Here is a 21,817-nt window from a genome sequence, read left to right as displayed (position 1 = left end):
CCGGTGCCTCCATACATTTCGGTTTCAATATGATTTGCGCCAAAGCGCCCCACAGGCCAAGGAGACCCCAATGGCAACCGTAGCAGTTACCGACGACACATTTGATGCCGAAGTCCGCCAGTCCGATATTCCCGTTGTCGTGGATTTCTGGGCCGAGTGGTGTGGCCCTTGCAAACAGATCGGCCCCGCCTTGGAAGAACTGTCTGACGAGATGGCAGGCAAGGTGAAAATCGTCAAAGTGAACGTTGACGATAACCCCAATTCCCCCGCCCAGATGGGTGTGCGCGGTATTCCGGCGCTGTTCCTGTTCAAAGGTGGTGAAGTAGTTGCCAACAAGGCAGGTGCGGCCCCCAAGGCAGCGTTGAAAGGCTGGATCGAAGAGTCGGTCTAAGCCGCGCAATTCTTGGCAAGATCGGGCGCTTTCGGGCGCCCTTTTTTGTGGAAACCTTGTGCCCTGCGCCCAGCGCCGCCATATAGTTTCCCAAGCGAAAGGATAACGTCATGGCAGATCAAGAGTTTCCAGGCTGGCACGGCACAACGATTATCGGCGTGCGCAAAGGTGGCGAGGTTGTCATCGCAGGCGACGGCCAGGTTAGCGTTGGCCAGACCGTGATGAAAGGCACCGCGCGCAAGGTGCGCCGCCTGTCGCCCGGTGGTTACGATGTTGTCGCCGGATTTGCCGGATCGACGGCGGATGCCTTTACCTTGCTTGAGCGGCTTGAGAAAAAGCTTGAGGCCACGCCGGGACAATTGCAGCGCGCAAGCGTGGATTTGGCCAAGGACTGGCGCACCGACAAATATCTGCAAAAGCTTGAGGCGATGTTGATCGTTACAGACGGTGCTGACCTTTATGTCATTACCGGCGCTGGTGATGTGCTTGAACCCGAACATGATGTCACCGCTATCGGGTCGGGCGGCAACTATGCCCTCGCTGCAGGTCGCGCGTTGATGGACAGCGACCATGACGCCGAAGCCATCGCACGCCGCGCCATGGCGATTGCTGCCGATATTTGCGTCTATACCAACGGCAACCTTACGATAGAGAAGATCAGCAAATGACAGACCTGACCCCCCGCGAAATCGTGAGCGAGCTTGACCGGTTCATCATCGGTCAGAACGATGCCAAGCGCGCCGTGGCCGTAGCCCTGCGCAACCGCTGGCGACGCAAGCAGTTGGGCGATGATCTACGTGACGAGGTTTATCCAAAGAACATCCTGATGATCGGGCCGACCGGTGTTGGCAAAACCGAAATCAGCCGCCGTCTGGCCAAACTTGCCCGCGCGCCCTTTATCAAGGTCGAGGCGACGAAATTCACCGAAGTGGGCTATGTTGGCCGTGACGTTGAACAGATCATCCGCGATCTGATGGATGCTGCCATCGTGCAGGTGCGCGAAAACATGCGCGAAGACGTCAAGGCCAAGGCCGAAGCGGCAGCCGAAGAACGGGTGATCACCGCAATCGCGGGCACCGATGCGCGCGATGGCACGCGCGACATGTTCCGCAAGAAGCTCCGCACTGGCGAGCTTGATAACACGATGATCGAGCTTGAGTTGGCCGATACGTCCAACCCGCTGGGTGGCATGGAAATCCCCGGCCAACCGGGCATGGCGCCCGGCATGGATATCGGTGCGATCTTCGGCAAAGCCTTTGGTGGGCGCACCACGAAAAAGCGCGTCACCGTCGCAGAAAGCTATGGGCTGTTGATAGCGGACGAGGCCGACAAACTGCTGGACGATGAAACCGTGAACAAGGCCGCGCTTGAGGCGGTCGAACAGAACGGGATCGTATTCCTGGACGAAATCGACAAGGTCTGCCGTAACGCCGATGCGCGCGGTGCCGATGTGTCGCGCGAAGGCGTGCAGCGTGATCTGCTGCCGCTGATCGAAGGCACGACCGTGAGCACAAAACACGGGCCTATCAAGACCGACCATATCCTGTTTATCGCGTCCGGCGCATTTCACATTGCCAAACCGTCAGACCTTTTGCCCGAACTGCAGGGCCGTTTGCCGATCCGCGTCAATCTGCGCGCCCTGACCGAAGGCGATTTCGTGCGCATCCTGACCGAAACCGACAACGCGCTGACCCGCCAATACACAGCCCTGATGGCAACCGAGGAAGTCACCGTCGACTTTAGCGATGATGGCATTGCCGCCCTCGCCAAGATTGCCGCCGAGGTAAACGAGGCGGTTGAAAATATCGGTGCGCGCCGTCTTTATACGGTGCTTGAACGGGTGTTCGAAGACTTGTCCTTTGCCGCGCCAGACCGGTCTGGCGACACCGTCACAGTTGATGCGAATTTCGTTGAAACGCACTTGGGCGAACTTTCGCGCTCGACCGACCTTAGTCGCTACGTTCTGTAACATCTGCTGGTCGCGCCCCCTGAATTGGCCTAAGGCATACGCAAAAGCCTTGAGGGTAGAATGCGTTTCCTTGTCACTTTAGCGATCGCGCTTGTCGCAGCCTGCACACCGCGCGGCGCCATGGTGCTGGTCGAAGGCGTGGATGGCAGCGCAGGTGTGCGCCAAGTCTATTTCGCAACAACGCGAACGCCTGACGAAACTGGTTTCGATATCTATGGCAGCGGTCGCCAGGAACATTCGTCCTACGGGCGGTTCGATATTTCCGTGCCGCCCGATCACACAACGGGCGATATAACCTACCCTGGCCCAGACCCCGATCCGACAACCGATTTCGTTGCGACGGATCGCTTTACCTATGCAACGGCGCGTGCTTTTCAAACAGCGCTGCAACAGGATTTGCGCACGCGGCCCGACCGCAGCGTCGTCGTGTTTGTTCACGGTTACAACAGCACCTTTGGCGAAGGCATGATCCGTCTGGCGCAGCTTTCGCATGATTTTGACGTGCCTGGGATTGGTGTTCATTATTCTTGGCCCAGCCTTGGGAACCCGCTTGGCTATAGCTATGACCACGACAGCGTGTTGTTCGCGCGCGACGGGTTGCAGCGCTTGCTGGAACAGATCGCGGATGCCGGCGCGCGCGAGGTTGTTCTGGTTGGCCACTCGATCGGAACCTTGCTGGTCATGGAAACACTGCGCCAGATCGAGATCGAAGACCGCGGGGAAGCAAGCCGGATCGTCGATGGCGTTATACTGATTTCACCCGATGTGGATATTGATGTATTTCGCAGCCAGGTCAGCCGGATTGAAACCCTGCCCGACCCGTTCGTCATCTTTCATTCCCGGCGGGATCGCGCACTGGCCCTGTCCGCACGACTGACGGGCCAAAACGAACGGCTGGGCAATATCAGCGATGTCGGGCGTGTCGCCGATCTTGATGTGACATTGTTCGATGTGTCGCAATTTGGCCAAGGGCTGAATCACTTTCCAGTGGGGGACTCACCGGCGCTGCTGGCTGTGCTTGGAAGCGTTCGCGGCCTTGGGTCAGCATTTGAAGGGGATCTGTCAGGCCGCACAGGGTTGTTGCCCGGCACCGTCTTGACCCTGCAAAACGCAACACAGATCATTTTGTCGCCGGGAACTGTTTTGCGCTAGGACTTTGCGCTTTCCTTTCAGGGGGAACGCTCTCAAAGATAGCGCATGTCATGGATGACCTTCCTTCGAGAAAACGCGGCCTTTCTTTTTGCGGGGTTCCTGTTTGCGTTCACCTCCTCGTATGGACAGACCTATTTCATCTCGCTGTTCGCTGGTGAAATTCGCGGCACGTTCGGGCTAAGCGACGGACAATGGGGCGGAATATACACGCTGGGCACAACGGCCTCGGCGATTGCCATGATCGGCGCCGGCGTCCTGACCGACAGGTTTCGCGCACGCACGCTGGCCGTCTGGATCAGTGTTGGCTTGGCGCTTGCCTGTCTTGCGATGGCATCGGTGCCAAACGCCGTTGTGTTGGTCGGGGTGATCTTTGCGTTGCGGTTCTTTGGTCAGGGCATGATGTCACAGCTTTCGGCCGTATCAATGGCCCGCTGGTTTGTTGCGACCCGCGGGCGCGCATTGTCTGTCGCGTCAATGGGTTTTTCAGTGGCGCAAGCTATCCTGCCCGTCATTTTTGTCGCGCTTTTGGCTGTGGTGGCCTGGCGGGGTTTATGGGTTTTGGCGGCAGTCCTTGTGCTGATAACAATTCCTGTGCAGCGGCGGCTCTTGCGTCTTGAACGCACACCATCAAGCATGGCCGAAGCGAACCAGGCTTTGGGTATGGGCGGAAAACACTGGAGGCGCGGACAGGTCCTGCGCAGCCCCTTGTTCTGGCTGATGGTCCCGGCGTTGCTTGGCCCTCCCGCATGGGGCACCGCGCTTTTCTTTCAACAAGTGCACCTGACAGAGGTCAAGGGCTGGGATCTGGTCAGTTTCGTCGCCCTCATGCCGCTGTTCACCGGCACCGCCATTGTTGCAACTTTTGCAGCGGGCGGCGCGATTGACCGGTTCGGAACCAAACGGTTGATCCCGCTTTATATGCTGCCGTTCGCCTTGTCGTTTCTTATTCTTGCCTTTGCACAAACCATCGGCCACGCGGCAATCGGCCTGGTTGTTTTCGGGGTTGGCCAAGGGTTGCAGGCAACGATCCCCGCCTCCTTCTGGGCCGAGTTTTTTGGCACCCGCCACCTTGGATCAATCAAGGCCGTTGCCGCTGCGATCATGGTTTTTGGATCGGCTATCGGTCCGGGCGTGACGGGTGTGTTGATCGACATTGGTATTACGTTTCCCGAACAGATGATCAGCATCGCCGTTTATTTTGTTCTAGCTGGCGTTTTTGCCACCATCGGCGTTTTCAAGTTTCGCAACGGCCTACCGGCGGCGGCGTAAATAGACGTAAAAGGCACCGTGACCGCCATGTTTCAAATGTGCCTCGCTGACTTGCAAAACGGCACTGGCGATCGGCGCAAGGCGCAGCCATTGTGGAACTTGATGGCGCAACACGCCCAATCGGGTCGGGATCGGGCCACCATCGTCACGGTCTTTCCCCTTGCCGGTAATCACCAGAACAAGCCGCTTGCCCGCCGCCTGTGACGACAGGATAAACGAAACCAGCGCAGGGTGCGCTTGATCAAGCGTCATGCCGTGCAAATCAATCCGGCCTTCCGGCTTCAGTTTGCCGCGTTTGAGCTTCCCAAAGGATTTGCGATCCATCGTGACGGGCGTGCCTGCAAGTTGCGCCGAGAGTGAGGGCAGTAAATCATGGGTGCCGTGATGATCTATTTTCTGGCCAACGTGAAAAGGTTCAATCTTGCGGGCTTCTTCAGGAGCTTGCACCTTTTTTGGCTTTGGCTGCATGACCTTTGGCACCGCGCGCGGCTTCTTGATCGGCTGCGTGCGTCCGGCAACCTGATCCCACAATGCGCGTTCTTCAGCGCTAAGGTGTCGTGGCCGGCGGTTCATTCGATGACTTCGGACAACAATGCATAAGCGCGCTGGATCGGCAACAACACCACAAGCCGCCCACCATCCTTGATCCGGCCAGCGGCGCGGCCCGCCTGCGCGCCTGTCCCGAAAAACACATCGGCCCGTTGTGCACCTTTGATCGCCGACCCGGTGTCTTGCGCGATCATCAAGCGGTTCAAGGGAGCCGCACCGTCCTTTTCGATCCAGACTGGCGCACCCAAGGGAACAAACGCCGGATCAACCGCAATCGAACGCATCGCGGTAATTGACCGGTTCATCGCCCCAAGCGGGCCAAGGTCAGCCGGAACCTCGCTGACCTCGCGAAAGAACACATAGCTTTGGTTTGTCCACAACAGCGCGCGCCCTTCTTCGGGGTTGTTGCGCACCCAATTGCGGATCACCTGCGCGGAAACTTCGTGCGGCTGGTAAATGCCTTGGCGCACAAGCTCGGCCCCGACGGAACTGTATTCACGACCGTTTTTTCCGCCATAGCCAACACGGATCATTTGCCCATCCGGCAATCGCACACGTCCAGATCCTTGCACCTGCAAGAAAAACACATCAACCGGATCGTCAATCCACGCAATCTCAAGCCCCTGCCCGGCCAGCGCTTGGGTTTCTTCAATCTCCTGGCGGGTTAACCAGGGCGTGCCCTCCTGCACATCGGGCGGCAATGTATATAGCGGGTATTGGTAACGGCCGCCCTGCTGCAATGCGCCGCGCAGTTCCGGTTCGTAATAACCTGTAAATAGCGGGTCTTGACCATCTTCGATCAGGACAGGCTGAAACGCGTGTTCAAAAAACGCGCGCGCATCGGTTCCTGCTTTGGCCAGATTACAAAGCGCGCGCCAATCGGGATCGCCAAAGTCCCCGCAGGTATTAAGAAAAACGTCAAGCGCGGCTTGATGATTGTCCTCGGCCCAACCATCAAGCGTATCAAACGAAAGCATCCGGTATGTCGTATCGGCCATCCCTGCCCCCGCGTTCAGTAACAGGCCCGCGGTTGCTAAGGCCCGCCAGATCATTCGCCCGTTGCGACCAACAGCCAGTTCGGGTCGTTGGTGCCCATCGTGCGCGCAAAGGTCCAGATATCGCGCTGACGCTTGATTTCTGTCGCGCTGCCTTCGACGATTTCGCCAGCTGCGTTGCGCACGACCGATGTCAGCTCTCCGACAAACTTGACGCTCACTTCGCCCTCGCGGGTTGTTTCGTCAAACTCGGCCGCGACAAGGGCCAGGTCGCTGATCCCGACAAAGGTCGCATCAATCGTGATCCCTTCGGCATGGCGCGCTTCGACCACGCCGGCAAAGGCCTCGTAAACATCATCGCTCAGGAAGGATTTGATCTGATCAAGATCGCCCTTTTCAAACGCCATCAGAATCATTTCATAGGCACCGCGCGCACCCTGCAAAAATTCGGTGACGTTGAATGATGGGTCGGTCTTTTTCATGGCGGTCAGGGCCGCAGCCGCGGCGCTGTCCTCGGCAACATGATCGGTGATATCGCGATCCGGCCCACCTTCGATTACCTCGAATTTCTGGCGTGCCTTGCTTGAATCTGGGTCCGCGCGCGGCACAGGCGGCTTTTCAAATCCCTCGCGTGTCCCGAGAAACGCTGCGCAGGCGCAGGATCAGGAAAATGGCGATGGCGGCAAGCACCAGAAGTTGGATCACAGGGTTTGTCATCAAGGGCCTCTTTCGGGCGGGCATGGAAACGCGACTACTTAGCACTTATGTAGGGCAGGGGTGTGGTCAAGTCCACCATGCCTGAAACAACCAAAGAGGTGCCGCAATGTGGCTGTTGATCCTGTTTATTGTCGTCCCGCTGATTGAAATCGCACTGTTTATTCAGGTCGGTGGGGCAATCGGGTTGCTGGCAACTCTTGTGATTGTGATCGCCACCGCGTTCCTTGGTGCAGCGCTTGTGCGTTCGCAGGGGGCGCAGGCGATGGCAAACTTGCGCCGTTCCATGAACGAACTGACCGATCCGACAGAACATCTGGCCCATGGTGCGATGATCCTGTTTTCCGGCGCATTACTGCTGACGCCCGGCTTTTTCACCGATGCGATTGGCTTTGCGTTGCTTGTGCCATCCGTCAGGCTTGCCGTTTACAAGGCCCTGCGTGCGCGCGTGAATGTGCAATCCTTTGAAATGGGCGGGCGGCCGCAGCCGCACGGGCCGCAAGATCGGGTCATTGATGGCGAATTTGAAGAAGTTGACCCTGAAAAGCGCCCGACACACGGCCCCTCTGGCTGGACCAAGCACTAGCCATTGAGGCTGGCGCGCTGTGCTGATAGGACACATCCAACTTGAGATAACCGGAGATGCCTCACATGGCCGACGAACAAGACCTCGCACAGAACGGCGCCACACAGGCACCTCAAATCAACCAGCGTGTGCTGGCACAATATATTCGTGACATGTCGTTTGAAAATGTCATGGCGCAAATGGGTGTCAAAGGCGAAGTCGCCCCCGAGATCGCCATTCAAGTCAACCTGGATGCACGCAAGCGTTCGGTTGACGGGCAATACGAGGTTATCACCAAGCTGAAAGTCACATCGTCGAACAAAGACAGCAAGGACGTTCTGTTCCTGCTCGAATTGGAATACGCAGGCATCTTCCAGATCGAAGGCGTGCCTGACGAACAGATCCACCCCTACCTGCTTATCGAATGCCCGCGTATCACGTTCCCCTTTGTGCGCCGCGTTGTCAGTGATGTGACCCGTGATGGTGGCTTCCCGCCGTTGAATCTTGAAACGATTGATTTCCTTGCGCTTTATCGCAACGAATTGGCGCGACGCGCAGCCGAACAAAAGGCAGACGCCTAGACGCCCAGCTTTTTCCAGACAGTGTTGTCGCCCAGTGTCTCGATAAATTCACGGTGGGCGGCAGCTTCTGTTTCGGTCAGGCGTGTCGGCAAGGATGCAGGGCGTGGACGCGGCCGCCAGCCTTCGCCTTGCGTGTTGGACTGCCCCGATGTTGTTGACGTGGCAAGACCGAAATCCGGCTGACGGCCACCAATCAGTTCCAGATACACTTCTGCCAGAATTTCACTGTCCAGCAACGCGCCGTGCAGCGTGCGCGACGAATTATCGATCCCGAACCGGCGACACAATGCATCCAGGGACGCTGGCGATCCGGGGAACTTGCGCCGTGCAATCGCCAGCGTATCAATCGCCTGATCCAGCGGCAAAAGCGGGCGCTTGATCCAGCCCAGTTCGGCGTTCAGGAATTTCATGTCGAACGCCGCGTTGTGAATGACCATCTTGGCGTCACCAACAAAATCCACAAAGGCCTGCGCGATATCAGCGAACAGGGGTTTGTCAGCAAGAAATTCGTCACCTAGGCCGTGCACGGCAAAGGCGCCCGCAGGCATTTCGCGCTGGGGATTGATGTATTGGTGATAGGTGCGGCCCGTAGGAACGTGATTCAGCAGTTCGACAGCACCGATTTCAACGATCCGGTCACCCTCGAACGGTTCAAATCCCGTTGTTTCCGTATCCAACACGATTTCACGCATCTGGTTTGCCCTGCTTTACCGTCGTAATCACGTGTCGCACAGCGGCGCGGGCACCGTCCAGCGTGTCCGTGGGAATAATGTAGTCCGCGCGGGCACGTTTATCAGCATCCGACATCTGGCGCGCAAGGATCGTGTCAAACTGCGCTTGGGTCATGCCTTCACGTGCAAGAACGCGTTGTTTCTGCGTTTCCAGATCGGTCGAGACAACAGCGACAGCGTCAAGCCACGCATCCGCACTGGTTTCAAACAGCAGCGGAATATCGAAAACAGCCAACGCAGCATCCGGGTGGCGCGATATGAATCGTTCGCGATCTGCGGCGACAAGGGGGTGAATAACAGACTCTAATTTGGCCAAAACACTCAGATCGGCCGCTATCATCTTTTTCAGGGCCGGGCGCGAAACAGCGCCGTTTTCAATTGCCTCTGGCAAATCGGTCGCGATTGCGCGCGCGCCTGCACCATCTGCCTGATAAAGCCTGTGAACGGTTTCATCTGCGTCCCAAACCGCAATGCCCTCGTCGCGAAACATCTGTGCCGTCGTGGATTTGCCCATCCCGATCGAGCCGGTCAATCCAAGAAGAAATGTCACCGCAAAACCGCCGCACGGGTCGCCACATCAACATCGGGGCGCACACCAAACCAACGCTCGAATCCGGGAACTGCCTGGTGAAGCAACATCCCAAGACCATCGACCGTTACACATCCGGCGGCGTCGGCCGCATCAAGCAGTTTGGTGCGCAGGGGCGAATAGACCAGATCGGTTACAACAGCGCCACGGCGCAATCCATCAAGCGGAACGCGAAATTCGGCGCCACCTGTCATGCCCAGGGATGTGGTGTTCACAACCGTTGCGCAATCTTCCAGCATGTTACCCGCCTGCACCCAGTCAACAACATGCACCTTGGACCCAAATTCCGCCTTGAGCGCTTCGGCCTTGGGGCGCGTCCGGTTGGACAGAAAAATCTCGGTGGCGCCTACGTCGATCAAAGATGCGACAACAGCACGCGCAGCCCCGCCTGCCCCCAGAACGCCAGCTGGCCCAGCGCTGGGCTTCCATCCGGGCGCGCCCTGCTTGAGATTGGCGATGAACCCGTAACCGTCTGTATTGTCGGCATGAATCTTACCATCGCGGCGAAAGATCAAAGTATTGGCCGCGCCGATCAAGGTCGCGCGGTCTGTCACAAGATCAGCGATGTCCAAGATCGCGACCTTGTGCGGAATGGTAATGTTGACACCAACAAATCCCATCTTGGGCAGGGTGCGAATAACGTCCTCTAGATCGTCCTCGCGCACATCCATGGGCACATAGGCACCCGGCAGACCATAAGTCTTGAGCCAGTGACCATGTAGCCTTGGTGACTTGGAATGGGCAATCGGGTGGCCAATGACACCTGCAAGGGGGATCTTGTGATCAGTCATGTTGGCAGTGTTCCGCGAAGTGAAAGATATGACAAGAGTTCTAACAAGGGCAGGCCAAGAACAGTGAAGTAATCACCTTCGACCTTGTGAAACAAGCGCGCACCTTCTTCTTCAAGCTTGTAACACCCGACGCTCCACCGCAGGCTATCCCAGTTTCGCGCCAGGTAGTCATCGCGGTAGGTGTCTGAAATCTGCCGCATCGTCAGACGCACTTTGCCAACGTGACGCCATAGGGGTTCACCATCGTGGTAGATACAGACCGCCGACAACAGGCTGTGCGTTTGCCCGCGCAGCTGGGTCAATTGACGGCGCGCATCTTCGATGTCTTCCGGTTTGGAGAAACAGACGCCCTTGTAATCCAACACCTGGTCGCAGCCCAATACCAACGTGTCAGGGTATTTTTCCGAGACTTTTCGGGCTTTCATTTCGGCAAGGGCATCTGCCATATCGCGCGGCGTCGCGCCTTCGGCTAGCAAAGCCTGTCGAATCAAATCTTCATCAATGCGCGCGGGAATCACGTGGTGGCAAACACCCGCATTCAACAACATACGCGCGCGAATTTCAGAAGCTGACGCCAGAATTATTGCATTTTCCATGTGGATAACATTGGTGGCGAATTGCGGGAAAATCCAGAGGAGTAATGACGGGTCCTGACAGTCGGCATTCGTTCTGGGGATACCGAACAGCATTCAGGGCAGTTCACCGGTTTTGTCCCTTCTGGATAAGGATAAGTTGCTGGTGTGGATAAGTTTCGGATTTTGGGCGGGTCAAGCCTTATCAAGGCGTTAACATCACCGAATAGGCAAATTTTATCATTTTTTATCAGATAGTTATGAGGTTGCGACATTTTACGCGAGGCCCAAAACGCTAAAGGTTCATGGGATAACTTGGTGGACAGCATAGAAATCCACAGATTCGGCAAACACTACCTACAACAACATCCTTCTTATCTTTCTTTTCTATTTAAGAGGAAACCGTCACGTCCCGCCCGATCAGCATTGATTGACCTGATGTGTTGAAACCGCTAGGAACATCACGAACCCGTCCGGGTTAAACATTTTCCAATGAAATACCAATGACGAGGCCCACGGGCCTGAGAGGCTAAGAATGTCACAAGACCGTTTGAACCTTGCTGACCTGAAGGCGCAAAGCCCCAAGGACTTGCTTTCGCTTGCCGAGGAACTTGAGATCGAAAACGCATCGACGATGCGCAAAGGCGACATGATGTTCGCCATTCTCAAGGAACGGGCCGACGATGAATGGGTTATCGGAGGCGATGGTGTGCTGGAAGTCTTGCAGGACGGATTTGGGTTTCTGCGGTCTCCCGAAGCGAACTATCTGCCCGGGCCTGATGATATTTACGTTTCACCAGAAATGATCCGGCTACACAGCCTGCGCACGGGCGACACCGTTGAAGGTGTTATTCAGGAACCCAACGATAGCGAACGCTATTTCGCACTGATGAGCGTTGAAAAGATCAACTTCGAAGACCCGGAGCGGGCAAAGCACAAAGTGGCCTTTGATAACCTGACGCCACTTTATCCTGATGAACGTCTGACGATGGAAGTTGAAGATCCGACGATCAAAGACCGGTCGGCGCGGATTATCGACCTTGTTGCGCCAATCGGGAAGGGCCAACGCTCGCTGATTGTTGCACCGCCACGCACGGGTAAAACCGTTCTGTTGCAGAACATCGCCAACAGCATTGAAAAGAACCACCCTGAATGCTACCTGATCGTTCTTTTGATCGACGAACGGCCGGAAGAAGTGACTGACATGCAGCGATCGGTAAAGGGCGAAGTCGTGTCTTCGACGTTTGACGAGCCCGCAAGCCGCCACGTTGCGGTGTCCGAGATGGTGATCGAGAAGGCGAAACGACTTGTCGAACACAAGCGTGATGTTGTGATCCTGCTCAATTCGATCACCCGTCTTGGGCGCGCGTTCAACACGACGGTGCCGTCTTCGGGCAAAGTCTTGACCGGTGGTGTCGATGCAAACGCGTTGCAACGCCCCAAACGTTTCTTTGGTGCCGCGCGCAACATCGAAGAAGGTGGTTCGTTGACCATCATCGCCACGGCATTGATTGATACAGGAAGCCGGATGGACGAGGTGATCTTTGAAGAATTCAAAGGCACAGGTAACTCGGAGATCGTGCTTGATCGCAAGGTTGCCGACAAACGGGTCTTCCCCGCGATGGACATTCTTAAATCCGGGACTCGCAAGGAAGAATTGCTTGTTGACAAAATCGATTTGCAAAAGACGTTTGTGCTGCGGCGAATTCTTAACCCGATGGGAACAACCGACGCGATCGAATTCCTGATTTCAAAGCTTAAGCAGACAAAATCAAACGCCGAGTTCTTTGATTCAATGAACACGTAACTATTGTTATAAAACAATAGGTTAGATATGGATACGATCTTTGCCCTTGCGACTGCACAGGGAAAATCCGGGCTTGCTATTATCCGCATTTCGGGGCCCGAAAGTGTTGTCATTGCGTCAAGCTATTGTGGGCCCCTCCCCGTGTCCGGCCGCACTTTGCGCCGCGTTGTTGATGAGTCGGGCGCGATGATCGACGAGGTCCTGGTTCTGGTTTTCGCCGAAGGGCAAAGCTTTACAGGTGAATATGTTGTCGAACTCCATCTCCATGGTAGCACGGCAATTGTGAAGGCAACGCTCGCCCTGCTTGGCAGGGATGGCCGGTGTCGAGCGGCACAAGCCGGAGAATTCACACGGCGCGCGCTTGAAAACGGCAGGCTTGATCTGGCGCAAGTTGAGGGGCTTTCAGACCTGATCGATGCCGAAACCGAAGGACAGCGCAAGCAAGCGATGCGGGTGTTCGCCGGCGCTTTGGGTGAGCAGGCCGCGACGTGGCGCGCCAAGCTTGTTCGCGCCGCGGCGTTGGTTGCCGCGACAATTGATTTCGTCGACGAAGACGTGCCAGTTGATGTCTATCCGGAAGTGCGGCTGTTGCTGGCCGAGGTCCAGCAAGATCTGCTGCGCGAGATCGACGGTGTCAAAATGGCGGAACGTATTCGTGACGGTTTTGAAGTTGCGATTGTTGGCGCACCGAATGTTGGCAAATCAACCCTTCTGAACAGGCTAGCAGGCCGTGATGCAGCGATCACATCAGAAGTCGCAGGGACAACGCGCGATGTCATCGAAGTCAGGATGGATCTGGAAGGGTTGCCGGTTACTTTACTCGACACGGCGGGTATTCGGGAAACCGGCGATTACGTTGAAGGCATCGGGATTTCTCGTGGCCTGGAGCGCGCCGCACTTGCGGATTTGCGGGTGTTTCTGGTGCAGTCGGCGGGCAATGTGCCTGACATGGCGCGCGGAGATGATGTGATTGTCGTCGCTAAGGGGGACACCTATGTTGGCGATGCACCAAGCATTTCGGGTAAGACCGGGCTTGGTGTCGATGAGCTTGTGGTGCAGATTAGCGCCGTGTTGCAAAAACGGGTCATGTCGGCCGGCGTTGCGGTGCGCGAACGGCACAGGCTGGCGATGGTGGCTTGTGCGGCAAACTTGGATGTCGTTGCAGATATGGTTAATTCTGACAGCGGGTTTGCAGATCTGGTTGCCGAAGAATTGCGGGCCGCGATTGCACATTTGGATGCCCTTGTCGGGCGGGTTGATGTAGAAGACTTGCTTGACGAGATTTTTGCCAGTTTCTGTATTGGCAAGTAAGGAGCGTTTCACGTGAAACAACTTGGTTTCGATGTTGTGGTCATTGGCGGCGGGCACGCAGGCACCGAAGCAGCGCATGTTGCTGCAAGGGCTGGTGCGCGCGTTGCGCTGCTTACGTTAAATGCAAATGGCATTGGCGTCATGTCGTGCAATCCGGCGATTGGCGGGCTGGGCAAAGGGCATCTTGTTCGCGAAATTGATGCCCTTGGCGGTGTAATGGGGTGCGTGGCGGATCTTGCTGGCATCCAGTTCCGGTTGCTTAACCGCAAGAAAGGTCCAGCGGTTCAAGGGCCGCGCGCGCAGTCTGATCGCGCGATTTACCTTCGCGAAATGCAACACGAGATTCGCGCAACCCAAGGCCTGACCGTCGTTGAAGGCGAAGCAGTTGATCTGATCATGTCTGGCACCCGTGTTGCCGGTGTTGTTTTGGCGGATGGAAGCACCATTTCAGCGCAGGCCGTGGTTTTGACCACAGGCACGTTCTTGCGCGGTGTGATCCACATCGGTGATACCTCACGGCCTGGTGGGCGGGTCGGCGAGAAGCCGTCGATACGGCTCGCGGAACGTCTGGATGGTTTCGGGCTCGCGCTTGGCCGGCTCAAGACCGGCACGCCGCCGCGCCTTGATGGCCGCACGATTGCCTGGGACATGCTGGAAATGCAGCCAGGCGACGACGCGCCTGAAATGTTCTCGTTTCTGTCGTCGCAGCCGACCGCGCGGCAAGTGTCGTGCGGGATAACACATACAAACGCCCAAACCCATGATATAATTCGCGAAAACCTTGAACGGTCGGCCATGTATGGCGGCCATATCGAAGGTGTTGGCCCGCGGTATTGTCCGTCAATCGAAGACAAGGTCGTGAGGTTTGCCGACAAGGATTCGCATCAGGTTTTCCTCGAGCCGGAAGGGCTTGATGACGATACTGTTTATCCAAACGGCATTTCGACCTCCTTGCCGATCGAGGTGCAGGAAAACTACGTCAAATCGATCTACGGGCTTGAGAATGTTCGCATTACCCAGCCCGGCTATGCGATTGAATATGATTACGTCGACCCAAGGGCGCTTGGGCCTGATATGCAGCTGCGCGCTGTGCCCTCGCTTTTCCTTGCCGGGCAGATCAACGGTACGACCGGCTATGAAGAAGCAGCGGCGCAGGGTCTTGTTGCGGGCTTGAATGCGGCGCACGTCGCACTTGGGAAAGACCCGGTCTTGTTCAGCAGAACGACATCCTACATTGGTGTAATGGTTGATGACCTTGTGATGCGCGGCGTGACGGAACCTTATCGCATGTTTACATCCCGTGCCGAATTCAGGCTGGCCTTGCGTGCGGACAATGCCGACCAGCGTTTGACTCCCTTGGCCGAATCACTGGGGATCATTGGCGAAGCACGTTGCCGGGCGTTTGACAACAAAATGGCAGAGCTTGAGAGCGGTATTGCCCAGCTGAGGGCAAGCAAGTTCAGCGCGCGCGCCTTGCACAACGCGGGTATTCGCGTGAACCCTGATAGCCAGACGCGGGACGGCTACAATGCGCTGACACTGGCGGATGCCGAGTTTTTTCATCTTCTGGGCATCGAACCGTCGCTTGCGCGGGTCACCCCGGCCGCGCGCACCCAGATCAAGCGGGACGCCCTGTATGCAACCTATATCGCGCGTCAGTTGAAAGAAATCGAAGGGCTGGCGCGTGACGAAGCACATGAAATTCCGCATGATTTCGCGTATGAAGGCATGCCTGGGCTGTCAAATGAACTGGCCAGCAAGCTTAGCTTGGCCGCCCCGCGGACATTGGCACATGCAGCGAGAATAGACGGCATGACGCCAGCCGCCTTGGTCCTGATTCTTGCGCACCTGCGCAAAACCAGAGATCGCAAAACAGCATGACCGACCAGGGCCGTTGCGAACTTTACGCTGGCCTGAATGTTTCACGTGAAACATTTGAAAAGCTGCGCGCTTTTGAACTGCTCGTGAAAAAGTGGACCAAGGGAATAAACCTGGTCTCAAAGGCAACGGTTGAAGACATCTGGAAGCGGCACATCCTAAATTCTGCGCAAATATTCAATGCTGCGCCGAAAAAGTGGCAACGCTGGGCCGATCTAGGGAGCGGTGGCGGCTTTCCGGGAATCGTGATTGCCACGCTGGCGCAAGAGATGAACGCAGATGCCGAAGTTTTGCTGGTGGAAAGCGACCAGCGCAAGGCCGCCTTTTTGCGAACGGCCGCGCGTGAACTTGATCTGAGCTGCCATGTCATTTGTGACCGCATCGAGGGAATTCAGCCATTGGACGCAGAAATCGTAAGCGCCCGCGCCCTTGCTGGTCTGCCTCAACTTCTTGGTCTGACGTCGCGACATCTGGCCCAAGGGGGATGCGCGATCTTTCCCAAAGGCGCGCGCGCCGCTGACGAGATTGCCGCCGCGCGCAAGGATTGGCACTTTGCCTTGACCGAAATCCAAAGTATCACCGATCAACACGCCAGCATTCTCAAGATCGAAGGGATCACCCGTGCCTGACTTTAGTCGTTCAAAAGAAACGAAAATCATCGCGGTGGCGAACCAAAAAGGCGGGGTTGGCAAGACGACGACGACAATTAACTTGGGCGCGGCGCTCGCTGAATGCGGGCGAAATGTCCTGCTGGTTGATCTTGACCCCCAAGGCAACGCGTCGACCGGCTTGGGCATCGAAAATGAAGACCGCGATCTGACAACCTATGACCTTTTGTTGGGCGATATCGCTCCCGACGAAATCGTGCAGCCGACCAATGTTGACAACCTGTCAATCATACCCGCAACGACAGATCTCAGTTCGGCCGATATCGAGCTGACCGCCAATGAAAAACGCAGCTTTTTGCTGCACGACGCGCTTCGCCAGCCGGCGTTTGACGCGCTCGATCTTGACTACATCTTGATTGATTGCCCACCTTCGCTCAACATTTTGACGGTGAACGCGATGGTTGCGGCGCATTCCGTCTTGGTGCCGCTGCAAAGCGAGTTTTTTGCCCTCGAAGGGTTGTCCCAGTTGATGATGACAGTCCGGGAAGTGCGCCAGTCGGCAAACAAGGGCCTTCGAATCGAGGGGATCGTGTTGACGATGTATGACCGCCGCAACAACCTGTCCCAGCAGGTCGAGGCCGACGCACGCGAGAATTTGCGCGATCTTGTTTTCAAGACGATGATTCCGCGCAACGTTCGCCTAAGTGAAGCGCCGTCCTATGCGATGCCCGCGCTGGATTATGACCCGCTTTCAAAGGGAAGCGTTGCATATCGCGACCTCGCACAAGAGCTGATAGCCCGTGAACAAAGCGAAAAGGTGTAACAATGGCCAAGAAGAACAACAGAGGGCTGGGCCGCGGCCTGTCAGCATTGATGTCCGATGTCGCCCAGTCCGATGACGCCACCCAATCCGATCGTCCGCGCCGTCCCGATCTATTGGTGCCAATCGAGGCGGTTGAACCAAATCCTGATCAGCCGCGACGTAGCTTTGATGAAGAAAGCCTGAACGACCTGACGGCTTCTGTGCGCGAGAAGGGGATCATTCAGCCCCTGATTGTCCGGCGCAAGCCAAGTGACAATTCGAAATACGAAATTGTCGCCGGTGAACGCCGCTGGCGCGCGGCGCAACGCGCACAGCTTCATGAAATACCTGTTTTGGTGCGGGACTTTACGGATACCGAAGTCCTTGAGGTTGCGATTATCGAAAATATCCAGCGCGCCGATCTGAATGCAATCGACGAGGCAGCCGGATATCGCCAGCTCATGGATCGCTTTGGCCATACACAAGACAAGCTCGGCACAGCCCTTGGCAAAAGCCGCAGCCACATTGCCAACCTCATGCGCCTTCTTACGCTGCCCGAAAGCGTTCAATCGCTGGTGTCCGAAGGTCGATTGAGCGCAGGCCACGCCCGTGCCCTTGTTGGTCAAGATAATCCGCTAGAGCTTGCCCAAAAGATTGTACGTGACGGGCTTTCAGTGCGTGATGCCGAAAAACTTGTGCGCAAAGGCGTCAGCAAACCAAAACGAATGCCAAAGCCACGCGCAAAGGACGCGGATACGGTTCAGATTGAAAAGGAGCTGTCGGCCGCATTGGGAATGGGTGTTCAGATTGATCCCGGCGCAGATGGTGAAAGTGGAAAGCTGACGCTGAATTACCGAAACCTTGAACAGCTGGACGACCTGCTGCGCGCGCTGTCTGGCGGTTAATCTGTCAGCAATGTTCGCAAGACGCCATTCAATACCGGGCGACCATTTGGCGTCACGCGCAAAAGATCGTCTTGGTATTCAATAAACCCCATGCGCTCTAAATCGTTGATATTATTGAATAAAGTTTCTAAATGCCGGTCTGGAACGGGCCCTAACAGCACCCCCTCCTTTAACCGCAGACCCATCAACAGACGTTCGGCAAATTCGCCCTCTGCCGAAAGCGCGCCGCGCAGGTTTTCGCCCGACCCAGCAGTCTCGACCAGTTCCAGCCATTTTCCGGGCGCCAGTTCGGTCTCGGTTGCGTATTTCGTCCCGTCCAGTGTCAGGCGCCCGTGCGCGCCAGGGCCAACCCCGGCATAGTCCTGATAGCGCCAATAGGTCAGGTTGTGCGCGCTCTCAAGTCCGTTTTTGGCATGATTAGAGACTTCATATGCGTTCAGGCCGGCCATGTCGCATACCTCTTGTGTCACCTCATAAAGATCTGCCCCAAGGTCTTCGTCGGGCAGGCCGTGCAGCTTGCCAATGGCATAGCGATCACCAAAGGCTGTGCCCTCCTCGATGGTCAGTTGATATAGCGATAAATGGTCCAACCCCAGCGCCAGTGCGCGTTCCAGCTCGGCGCGCCAATCGGCAACGCCCTGCTTTTGCCGTGCATAGATCAGATCGAAACTCACCCGATCAAAAATGCTTCGCGCTGTTTCAAAAGCGGCCAGACCTTCGGCGACGCTGTGCAGCCGTCCCAAAGCCTGCAGATCATCACCGTTCAGCGCCTGAATGCCCATCGAGATCCGGTTCACACCGGCCTGTTGATATCCATGAAACCGTCCTGCTTCGATCGAGGTCGGATTGGCCTCAAGCGTGACTTCTATCGTGTTTGAAAGCGGCCAGGTCGCGCGCACCGCAGCCATGATCCCGTCAACGGTTTCCGGGTCCATCAGGCTTGGTGTGCCTCCTCCGAAAAAAACGCTCGTGAGCGTGCGGCCGCTTGTGAGCGCGCCAACACGCGCAATTTCAGCAACGTATGCAGCCAGCCAGCGTTTCTGATCAATGTGACGCGCGACATGCGAGTTGAAATCGCAATAGGGGCATTTGGCCTGACAAAACGGCCAGTGAATATACAGCCCGAACGCCTCAGGCAAAGCAGCCTGCGATCAGTTTCTTGAACGCATCGGCGCGGTGGCTGATCTCGTTCTTTTTCCAGCGGTCCATTTCGCCAAAGGTCACATCGAACCCGTCAGGCTGAAAGATGGGATCATACCCGTGCCCCTGATCGCCCCGCATTGGCCATACAATTTGGCCCGCCATGACGCCCGCGAAAACCTCGTCGTGACCGTCGGGCCAAGCCAGAACCAATGTGCAGCAAAATCGGGCCGTGCGGGGTTCCGGCGCGTTGATCTTTTCCAGCTTGTCCCAGGTCACACGCATCGCATGGTCAAAATCACGCCCCTGCGGCGTCTCTGCCCAATCAGCCGTGTAAACGCCGGGCGCGCCGTCAAGCGCGTCGATTTCAATGCCGCTGTCGTCGGCTAGCGCGGGCAATCCGGTGGCCTGTGATGCCGCATGTGCCTTGATCCGCGCGTTCCCGGCAAAGGTCGTTTCTGTTTCTTCCGGTTCGGGCAGCCCGTGGTCGGCGTTTGATGTCAGCGTCACCTTGAAGGGCGAAAGCAGCGCCGCGATTTCGTCGCGCTTGCCCGCGTTATGGGTCGCGATCACCAATGCGCTGCCTTCAAACCTTCGCGTCATGCTGTGGCCGCTTTTTGCAGTGCCACCAGCTCGTCCACACCCTTTTCCGCCAGATCAAGAAGCGCGTCCATCTGTGCGCGGGAATAGGTCGCGCCCTCGGCCGACATTTGCACCTCGATCAGTTGTGACCCAGTCATGACGAAATTGCCATCAACGCCGGCTTCGCTGTCTTCGGGGTAATCCAGATCAAGCACAGCCTGCCCCGCAAATATCCCGCAGCTGATTGCGGCAACTGGATCAATCAAAGGGTCGCTGATGACGTCGCCCGCTTTCATCAGCTTGTTCACGGCCAGTTTCAGCGCGACCCAACCACCCGTGATCGACGCGCAGCGGGTTCCGCCATCGGCCTGAATCACATCACAATCCACAACGATTTGTCGTTCGCCCAGCGCAACGCGATCAACGCCCGCGCGCAAGGACCGCCCGATCAGGCGCTGAATTTCCTGCGTGCGTCCCGATTGCCCGTTCTTGGCCTCGCGCCGCATCCTTGTATGGGTTGCGCGCGGCAGCATGCCGTATTCCGCAGTGACCCAGCCAAGGCCCGAGTTTTTAGAAACGGTGGGACACGTTCATCAATCGACGCGGTGCAAAGAACATGCGTGTCACCGCACTTGATCAAACAAGACCCTTCGGCATGGCGGGTCACGTCTGTTTCAATGGTTACGGTCCGCATTTCGTTTGTCTGACGTCCAGAGGGGCGCATATGAAAATCCCTTGTGTTGGTTTCGTCACGGGGATACGCGCCACACGCCACAAAGCCAAGACCGATTGACCCCATGTGATCAGCCGTTCTACGTTGACCGGCGTTCAAAAAGTCAAGGGCCATGCCAGAAACCGGACCCATCTTTCAGGATATGAACGACCGTTCGCGCGAAGTGTTTCGCCGCGTCGTCGAGGGCTATCTGGAAACCGGCGCGCCTGTCGGGTCGCGGACCCTGACGCGTTCAATGACTGAAAGTGTCAGCGCGGCGACGATCCGCAATGTGATGCAAGACCTCGAACATCTTGGCCTGCTTGGGTCTCCGCATGTCAGCGCCGGCCGCATCCCGACCCAAACCGGCTTGCGCATGTTCGTTGATGGCTTGCTTGAAGTTGGCGACCTTGATCAAGATGACCGCGCGAAAATTGACGAAAGCCGTGGGGCGAATGATTCCGACGTTAGCGCGTTGCTGGATCGGGTCGGCTCGGCCCTGTCCGGAGTGACGCGTGGGGCCAGTCTTGTTTTGACGCCCAAGCACGAAGCGGCCATCAAGCACATCGAATTTGTGTCCCTTGCGCCTGATCGCGCCCTCGCGGTTCTGGTTTTTGCGGATGGCCACGTTGAAAACCGCGTCTTTACACCATCGCCCGGTCAAACGCCTGCGTCCATGCGCGAAGCGGCGAATTTTCTGAATGCCTTGGCCGAAGGGCGCACGTTGTCCGAACTCAGCAGCCTGATGCGGCGCGAGATCACCAGGCGGCGTCAGGAAATTGATACGCTGGCCCGCACCATGGTCGAAGAGGGGCTGGCCGTCTGGACGGACAAGGGCGAATCAACCGAAAGGTTGATCGTGCGTGGCCGCGGCAATCTGATTGGTGAACAGGGCGACGAGGCAGACCTTGATCGCATCCGCACCCTGTTTGATGATCTTGAACGCAAGCGCGATATCGCTGATTTCCTTGATCTGACCGAAGAAGGCGACGGTGTTCGTATTTTTATCGGCTCCGAGAACAAACTTTTTTCACTTTCGGGTTCCTCTCTGGTCGTCTCTCCATATATGAACGCTGATCGTAAGATCATTGGCGCCGTGGGTGTCATTGGGCCGACCCGTCTGAACTATGGGCGGATTGTGCCGATTGTGGATTATACCGCGCAGCTGGTCGGAAAGATGATCGCTGACCGCGGCTAAGGAAAA

22 protein-coding genes and 2 pseudogenes are annotated in these 21,817 nt (G+C 56.8%); 14 read left to right on the top strand and 10 right to left on the bottom strand.

Annotated elements, in window-relative coordinates; genetic code table 11:
- Positions 1-70: 70 nt before the first annotated feature.
- From trxA to SJY21_RS10505, 5 genes are all read left to right on the top strand, one after another.
- The gene (trxA, locus tag SJY21_RS10525; RefSeq protein WP_148056917.1) at positions 71-391 is read left to right on the top strand and encodes a thioredoxin; all 321 of its coding nucleotides are present in this window, start codon (positions 71-73) and stop codon (positions 389-391) included.
- A 110-nt stretch (positions 392-501) separates the two neighbouring features.
- On the top strand, positions 502-1,059 hold the full coding sequence (gene hslV / locus SJY21_RS10520; RefSeq protein WP_377510053.1) for an ATP-dependent protease subunit HslV: 558 nt from the start codon (positions 502-504) through the stop codon (positions 1,057-1,059).
- The gene (gene hslU / locus SJY21_RS10515) at positions 1,056-2,360 is read left to right on the top strand and encodes an ATP-dependent protease ATPase subunit HslU (protein ID WP_377510050.1); all 1,305 of its coding nucleotides are present in this window, start codon (positions 1,056-1,058) and stop codon (positions 2,358-2,360) included. The genes hslV and hslU overlap by 4 nt, the downstream gene beginning before the upstream one ends.
- 60 nt (positions 2,361-2,420) lie before the next feature.
- Positions 2,421-3,512, top strand: coding sequence for an alpha/beta hydrolase (locus SJY21_RS10510; RefSeq protein WP_377510047.1), 1,092 nt, complete (start codon positions 2,421-2,423; stop codon positions 3,510-3,512).
- Between the two features lie 45 nt (positions 3,513-3,557).
- On the top strand, positions 3,558-4,781 hold the full coding sequence (locus SJY21_RS10505; RefSeq protein WP_377510044.1) for an MFS transporter: 1,224 nt from the start codon (positions 3,558-3,560) through the stop codon (positions 4,779-4,781).
- Here the strand turns inward: SJY21_RS10505 and SJY21_RS10500 are convergent.
- The 3 genes and pseudogenes from SJY21_RS10500 to SJY21_RS10490 form a co-directional block, all read right to left on the bottom strand.
- Complete coding sequence (locus tag SJY21_RS10500; protein WP_377510041.1) at positions 4,764-5,354, bottom strand: Smr/MutS family protein; 591 nt, start codon at positions 5,352-5,354, stop codon at positions 4,764-4,766. The genes SJY21_RS10505 and SJY21_RS10500 overlap by 18 nt on opposite strands.
- Entirely contained in the window at positions 5,351-6,328 is a 978-nt protein-coding gene (locus SJY21_RS10495) for a murein transglycosylase A (RefSeq protein ID WP_377510038.1), read from the bottom strand. The genes SJY21_RS10500 and SJY21_RS10495 overlap by 4 nt, the downstream gene beginning before the upstream one ends.
- 50 nt (positions 6,329-6,378) lie before the next feature.
- Positions 6,379-7,042 (bottom strand): annotated as a pseudogene (locus tag SJY21_RS10490) (Tim44/TimA family putative adaptor protein).
- Between the two features lie 106 nt (positions 7,043-7,148).
- Here SJY21_RS10490 and SJY21_RS10485 point away from each other — a divergent pair.
- Together SJY21_RS10485 and secB are read left to right on the top strand one after the other, a co-directional pair.
- Positions 7,149-7,625 (top strand): FxsA family protein, encoded by a 477-nt coding sequence (locus SJY21_RS10485; protein ID WP_377510035.1) that lies wholly within the window; start codon positions 7,149-7,151, stop codon positions 7,623-7,625.
- Positions 7,626-7,690: 65 nt separating this feature from the next.
- On the top strand, positions 7,691-8,185 hold the full coding sequence (gene secB / locus SJY21_RS10480; RefSeq protein WP_377510032.1) for a protein-export chaperone SecB: 495 nt from the start codon (positions 7,691-7,693) through the stop codon (positions 8,183-8,185).
- Here secB and dnaQ read toward each other — a convergent pair.
- From dnaQ to SJY21_RS10460, 4 genes are read right to left on the bottom strand one after another with little or no spacing between them, the layout of a single operon-like run.
- On the bottom strand, positions 8,182-8,877 hold the full coding sequence (gene dnaQ, locus SJY21_RS10475; RefSeq protein WP_377510029.1) for a DNA polymerase III subunit epsilon: 696 nt from the start codon (positions 8,875-8,877) through the stop codon (positions 8,182-8,184). The genes secB and dnaQ overlap by 4 nt on opposite strands.
- Positions 8,870-9,466, bottom strand: coding sequence for a dephospho-CoA kinase (coaE, locus tag SJY21_RS10470; protein WP_377510026.1), 597 nt, complete (start codon positions 9,464-9,466; stop codon positions 8,870-8,872). Before coaE ends, dnaQ begins: the two co-directional genes overlap by 8 nt.
- Complete coding sequence (locus SJY21_RS10465) at positions 9,463-10,296, bottom strand: shikimate dehydrogenase (protein ID WP_377510023.1); 834 nt, start codon at positions 10,294-10,296, stop codon at positions 9,463-9,465. Before SJY21_RS10465 ends, coaE begins: the two co-directional genes overlap by 4 nt.
- Positions 10,293-10,892 carry a Maf family protein gene (locus SJY21_RS10460; RefSeq protein WP_377513214.1) on the bottom strand — a complete coding sequence of 200 codons (600 nt, stop codon included), beginning with the start codon at positions 10,890-10,892 and terminating at the stop codon, positions 10,293-10,295. Before SJY21_RS10460 ends, SJY21_RS10465 begins: the two co-directional genes overlap by 4 nt.
- Before the next feature lie 511 nt (positions 10,893-11,403).
- On the opposite strand from SJY21_RS10460, the gene rho reads away from it, so the two are divergent.
- From rho to SJY21_RS10430, 6 genes are read left to right on the top strand one after another with little or no spacing between them, the layout of a single operon-like run.
- Positions 11,404-12,675 carry a transcription termination factor Rho gene (rho, locus tag SJY21_RS10455; RefSeq protein WP_377510020.1) on the top strand — a complete coding sequence of 424 codons (1,272 nt, stop codon included), beginning with the start codon at positions 11,404-11,406 and terminating at the stop codon, positions 12,673-12,675.
- Between the two features lie 27 nt (positions 12,676-12,702).
- A complete protein-coding gene (mnmE, locus tag SJY21_RS10450) occupies positions 12,703-13,986 on the top strand; it encodes a tRNA uridine-5-carboxymethylaminomethyl(34) synthesis GTPase MnmE (protein ID WP_377510017.1) in 1,284 nt (427 codons plus the stop codon).
- Positions 13,987-13,998: 12 nt separating this feature from the next.
- Entirely contained in the window at positions 13,999-15,867 is a 1,869-nt protein-coding gene (gene mnmG, locus SJY21_RS10445; protein WP_377510014.1) for a tRNA uridine-5-carboxymethylaminomethyl(34) synthesis enzyme MnmG, read from the top strand.
- Positions 15,864-16,493: a 16S rRNA (guanine(527)-N(7))-methyltransferase RsmG gene (rsmG, locus tag SJY21_RS10440; protein WP_377510011.1), complete on the top strand. Its 630-nt coding sequence runs from the start codon at positions 15,864-15,866 to the stop codon at positions 16,491-16,493. Before mnmG ends, rsmG begins: the two co-directional genes overlap by 4 nt.
- Entirely contained in the window at positions 16,486-17,295 is an 810-nt protein-coding gene (locus tag SJY21_RS10435; RefSeq protein WP_377510008.1) for a ParA family protein, read from the top strand. The genes rsmG and SJY21_RS10435 overlap by 8 nt, the downstream gene beginning before the upstream one ends.
- Before the next feature lie 2 nt (positions 17,296-17,297).
- Complete coding sequence (locus SJY21_RS10430; RefSeq protein WP_377510004.1) at positions 17,298-18,179, top strand: ParB/RepB/Spo0J family partition protein; 882 nt, start codon at positions 17,298-17,300, stop codon at positions 18,177-18,179.
- Here the strand turns inward: SJY21_RS10430 and hemW are convergent.
- The 3 genes and pseudogenes from hemW to rph form a co-directional block, all read right to left on the bottom strand.
- Positions 18,176-19,318, bottom strand: a complete 1,143-nt coding sequence (hemW, locus tag SJY21_RS10425) for a radical SAM family heme chaperone HemW (protein ID WP_377510001.1) — start codon at positions 19,316-19,318, stop codon at positions 18,176-18,178. The two genes, SJY21_RS10430 and hemW, sit on opposite strands and share 4 nt — an antisense overlap.
- Complete coding sequence (gene rdgB, locus SJY21_RS10420; RefSeq protein ID WP_377509998.1) at positions 19,311-19,922, bottom strand: RdgB/HAM1 family non-canonical purine NTP pyrophosphatase; 612 nt, start codon at positions 19,920-19,922, stop codon at positions 19,311-19,313. Before rdgB ends, hemW begins: the two co-directional genes overlap by 8 nt.
- Positions 19,919-20,625, bottom strand: a pseudogene (gene rph, locus SJY21_RS10415) (ribonuclease PH). The gene rdgB and the pseudogene rph overlap by 4 nt, the downstream one beginning before the upstream one ends.
- Positions 20,626-20,776: 151 nt before the next feature.
- Here rph and hrcA point away from each other — a divergent pair.
- The gene (gene hrcA / locus SJY21_RS10410; RefSeq protein WP_377509995.1) at positions 20,777-21,811 is read left to right on the top strand and encodes a heat-inducible transcriptional repressor HrcA; all 1,035 of its coding nucleotides are present in this window, start codon (positions 20,777-20,779) and stop codon (positions 21,809-21,811) included.
- Positions 21,812-21,817 lie beyond the last annotated feature (6 nt).

It is taken from the genome of Octadecabacter sp. R77987 (assembly GCF_042466115.1).
In the GTDB taxonomy this organism is placed as follows: Bacteria; Pseudomonadota; Alphaproteobacteria; order Rhodobacterales; family Rhodobacteraceae; genus SW4.
Note: the sequence above shows the minus strand (reverse complement) of the source record. Positions and strands in the feature narration are given on the sequence as shown.

Bases quoted from the DNA above. Each gene is read 5' to 3' on its own strand.
- trxA (WP_148056917.1), top strand. From the start codon at position 71: ATGGCAACCGTAGCAGTTACCGACGACACATTTGATGCCGAAGTCCGC.
- hslV (WP_377510053.1), top strand. From the start codon at position 502: ATGGCAGATCAAGAGTTTCCAGGCTGGCACGGCACAACGATTATCGGC.
- hslU (WP_377510050.1), top strand. From the start codon at position 1,056: ATGACAGACCTGACCCCCCGCGAAATCGTGAGCGAGCTTGACCGGTTC.
- SJY21_RS10510 (WP_377510047.1), top strand. From the start codon at position 2,421: ATGCGTTTCCTTGTCACTTTAGCGATCGCGCTTGTCGCAGCCTGCACA.
- SJY21_RS10505 (WP_377510044.1), top strand. From the start codon at position 3,558: ATGTCATGGATGACCTTCCTTCGAGAAAACGCGGCCTTTCTTTTTGCG.
- SJY21_RS10500 (WP_377510041.1), bottom strand. From the start codon at position 5,354: ATGAACCGCCGGCCACGACACCTTAGCGCTGAAGAACGCGCATTGTGG.
- SJY21_RS10495 (WP_377510038.1), bottom strand. From the start codon at position 6,328: ATGGCCGATACGACATACCGGATGCTTTCGTTTGATACGCTTGATGGT.
- SJY21_RS10485 (WP_377510035.1), top strand. From the start codon at position 7,149: ATGTGGCTGTTGATCCTGTTTATTGTCGTCCCGCTGATTGAAATCGCA.
- secB (WP_377510032.1), top strand. From the start codon at position 7,691: ATGGCCGACGAACAAGACCTCGCACAGAACGGCGCCACACAGGCACCT.
- dnaQ (WP_377510029.1), bottom strand. From the start codon at position 8,877: ATGCGTGAAATCGTGTTGGATACGGAAACAACGGGATTTGAACCGTTC.
- SJY21_RS10465 (WP_377510023.1), bottom strand. From the start codon at position 10,296: ATGACTGATCACAAGATCCCCCTTGCAGGTGTCATTGGCCACCCGATT.
- SJY21_RS10460 (WP_377513214.1), bottom strand. From the start codon at position 10,892: ATGGAAAATGCAATAATTCTGGCGTCAGCTTCTGAAATTCGCGCGCGT.
- rho (WP_377510020.1), top strand. From the start codon at position 11,404: ATGTCACAAGACCGTTTGAACCTTGCTGACCTGAAGGCGCAAAGCCCC.
- mnmE (WP_377510017.1), top strand. From the start codon at position 12,703: ATGGATACGATCTTTGCCCTTGCGACTGCACAGGGAAAATCCGGGCTT.
- rsmG (WP_377510011.1), top strand. From the start codon at position 15,864: ATGACCGACCAGGGCCGTTGCGAACTTTACGCTGGCCTGAATGTTTCA.
- SJY21_RS10430 (WP_377510004.1), top strand. From the start codon at position 17,298: ATGGCCAAGAAGAACAACAGAGGGCTGGGCCGCGGCCTGTCAGCATTG.
- rdgB (WP_377509998.1), bottom strand. From the start codon at position 19,922: ATGACGCGAAGGTTTGAAGGCAGCGCATTGGTGATCGCGACCCATAAC.
- hrcA (WP_377509995.1), top strand. From the start codon at position 20,777: ATGAACGACCGTTCGCGCGAAGTGTTTCGCCGCGTCGTCGAGGGCTAT.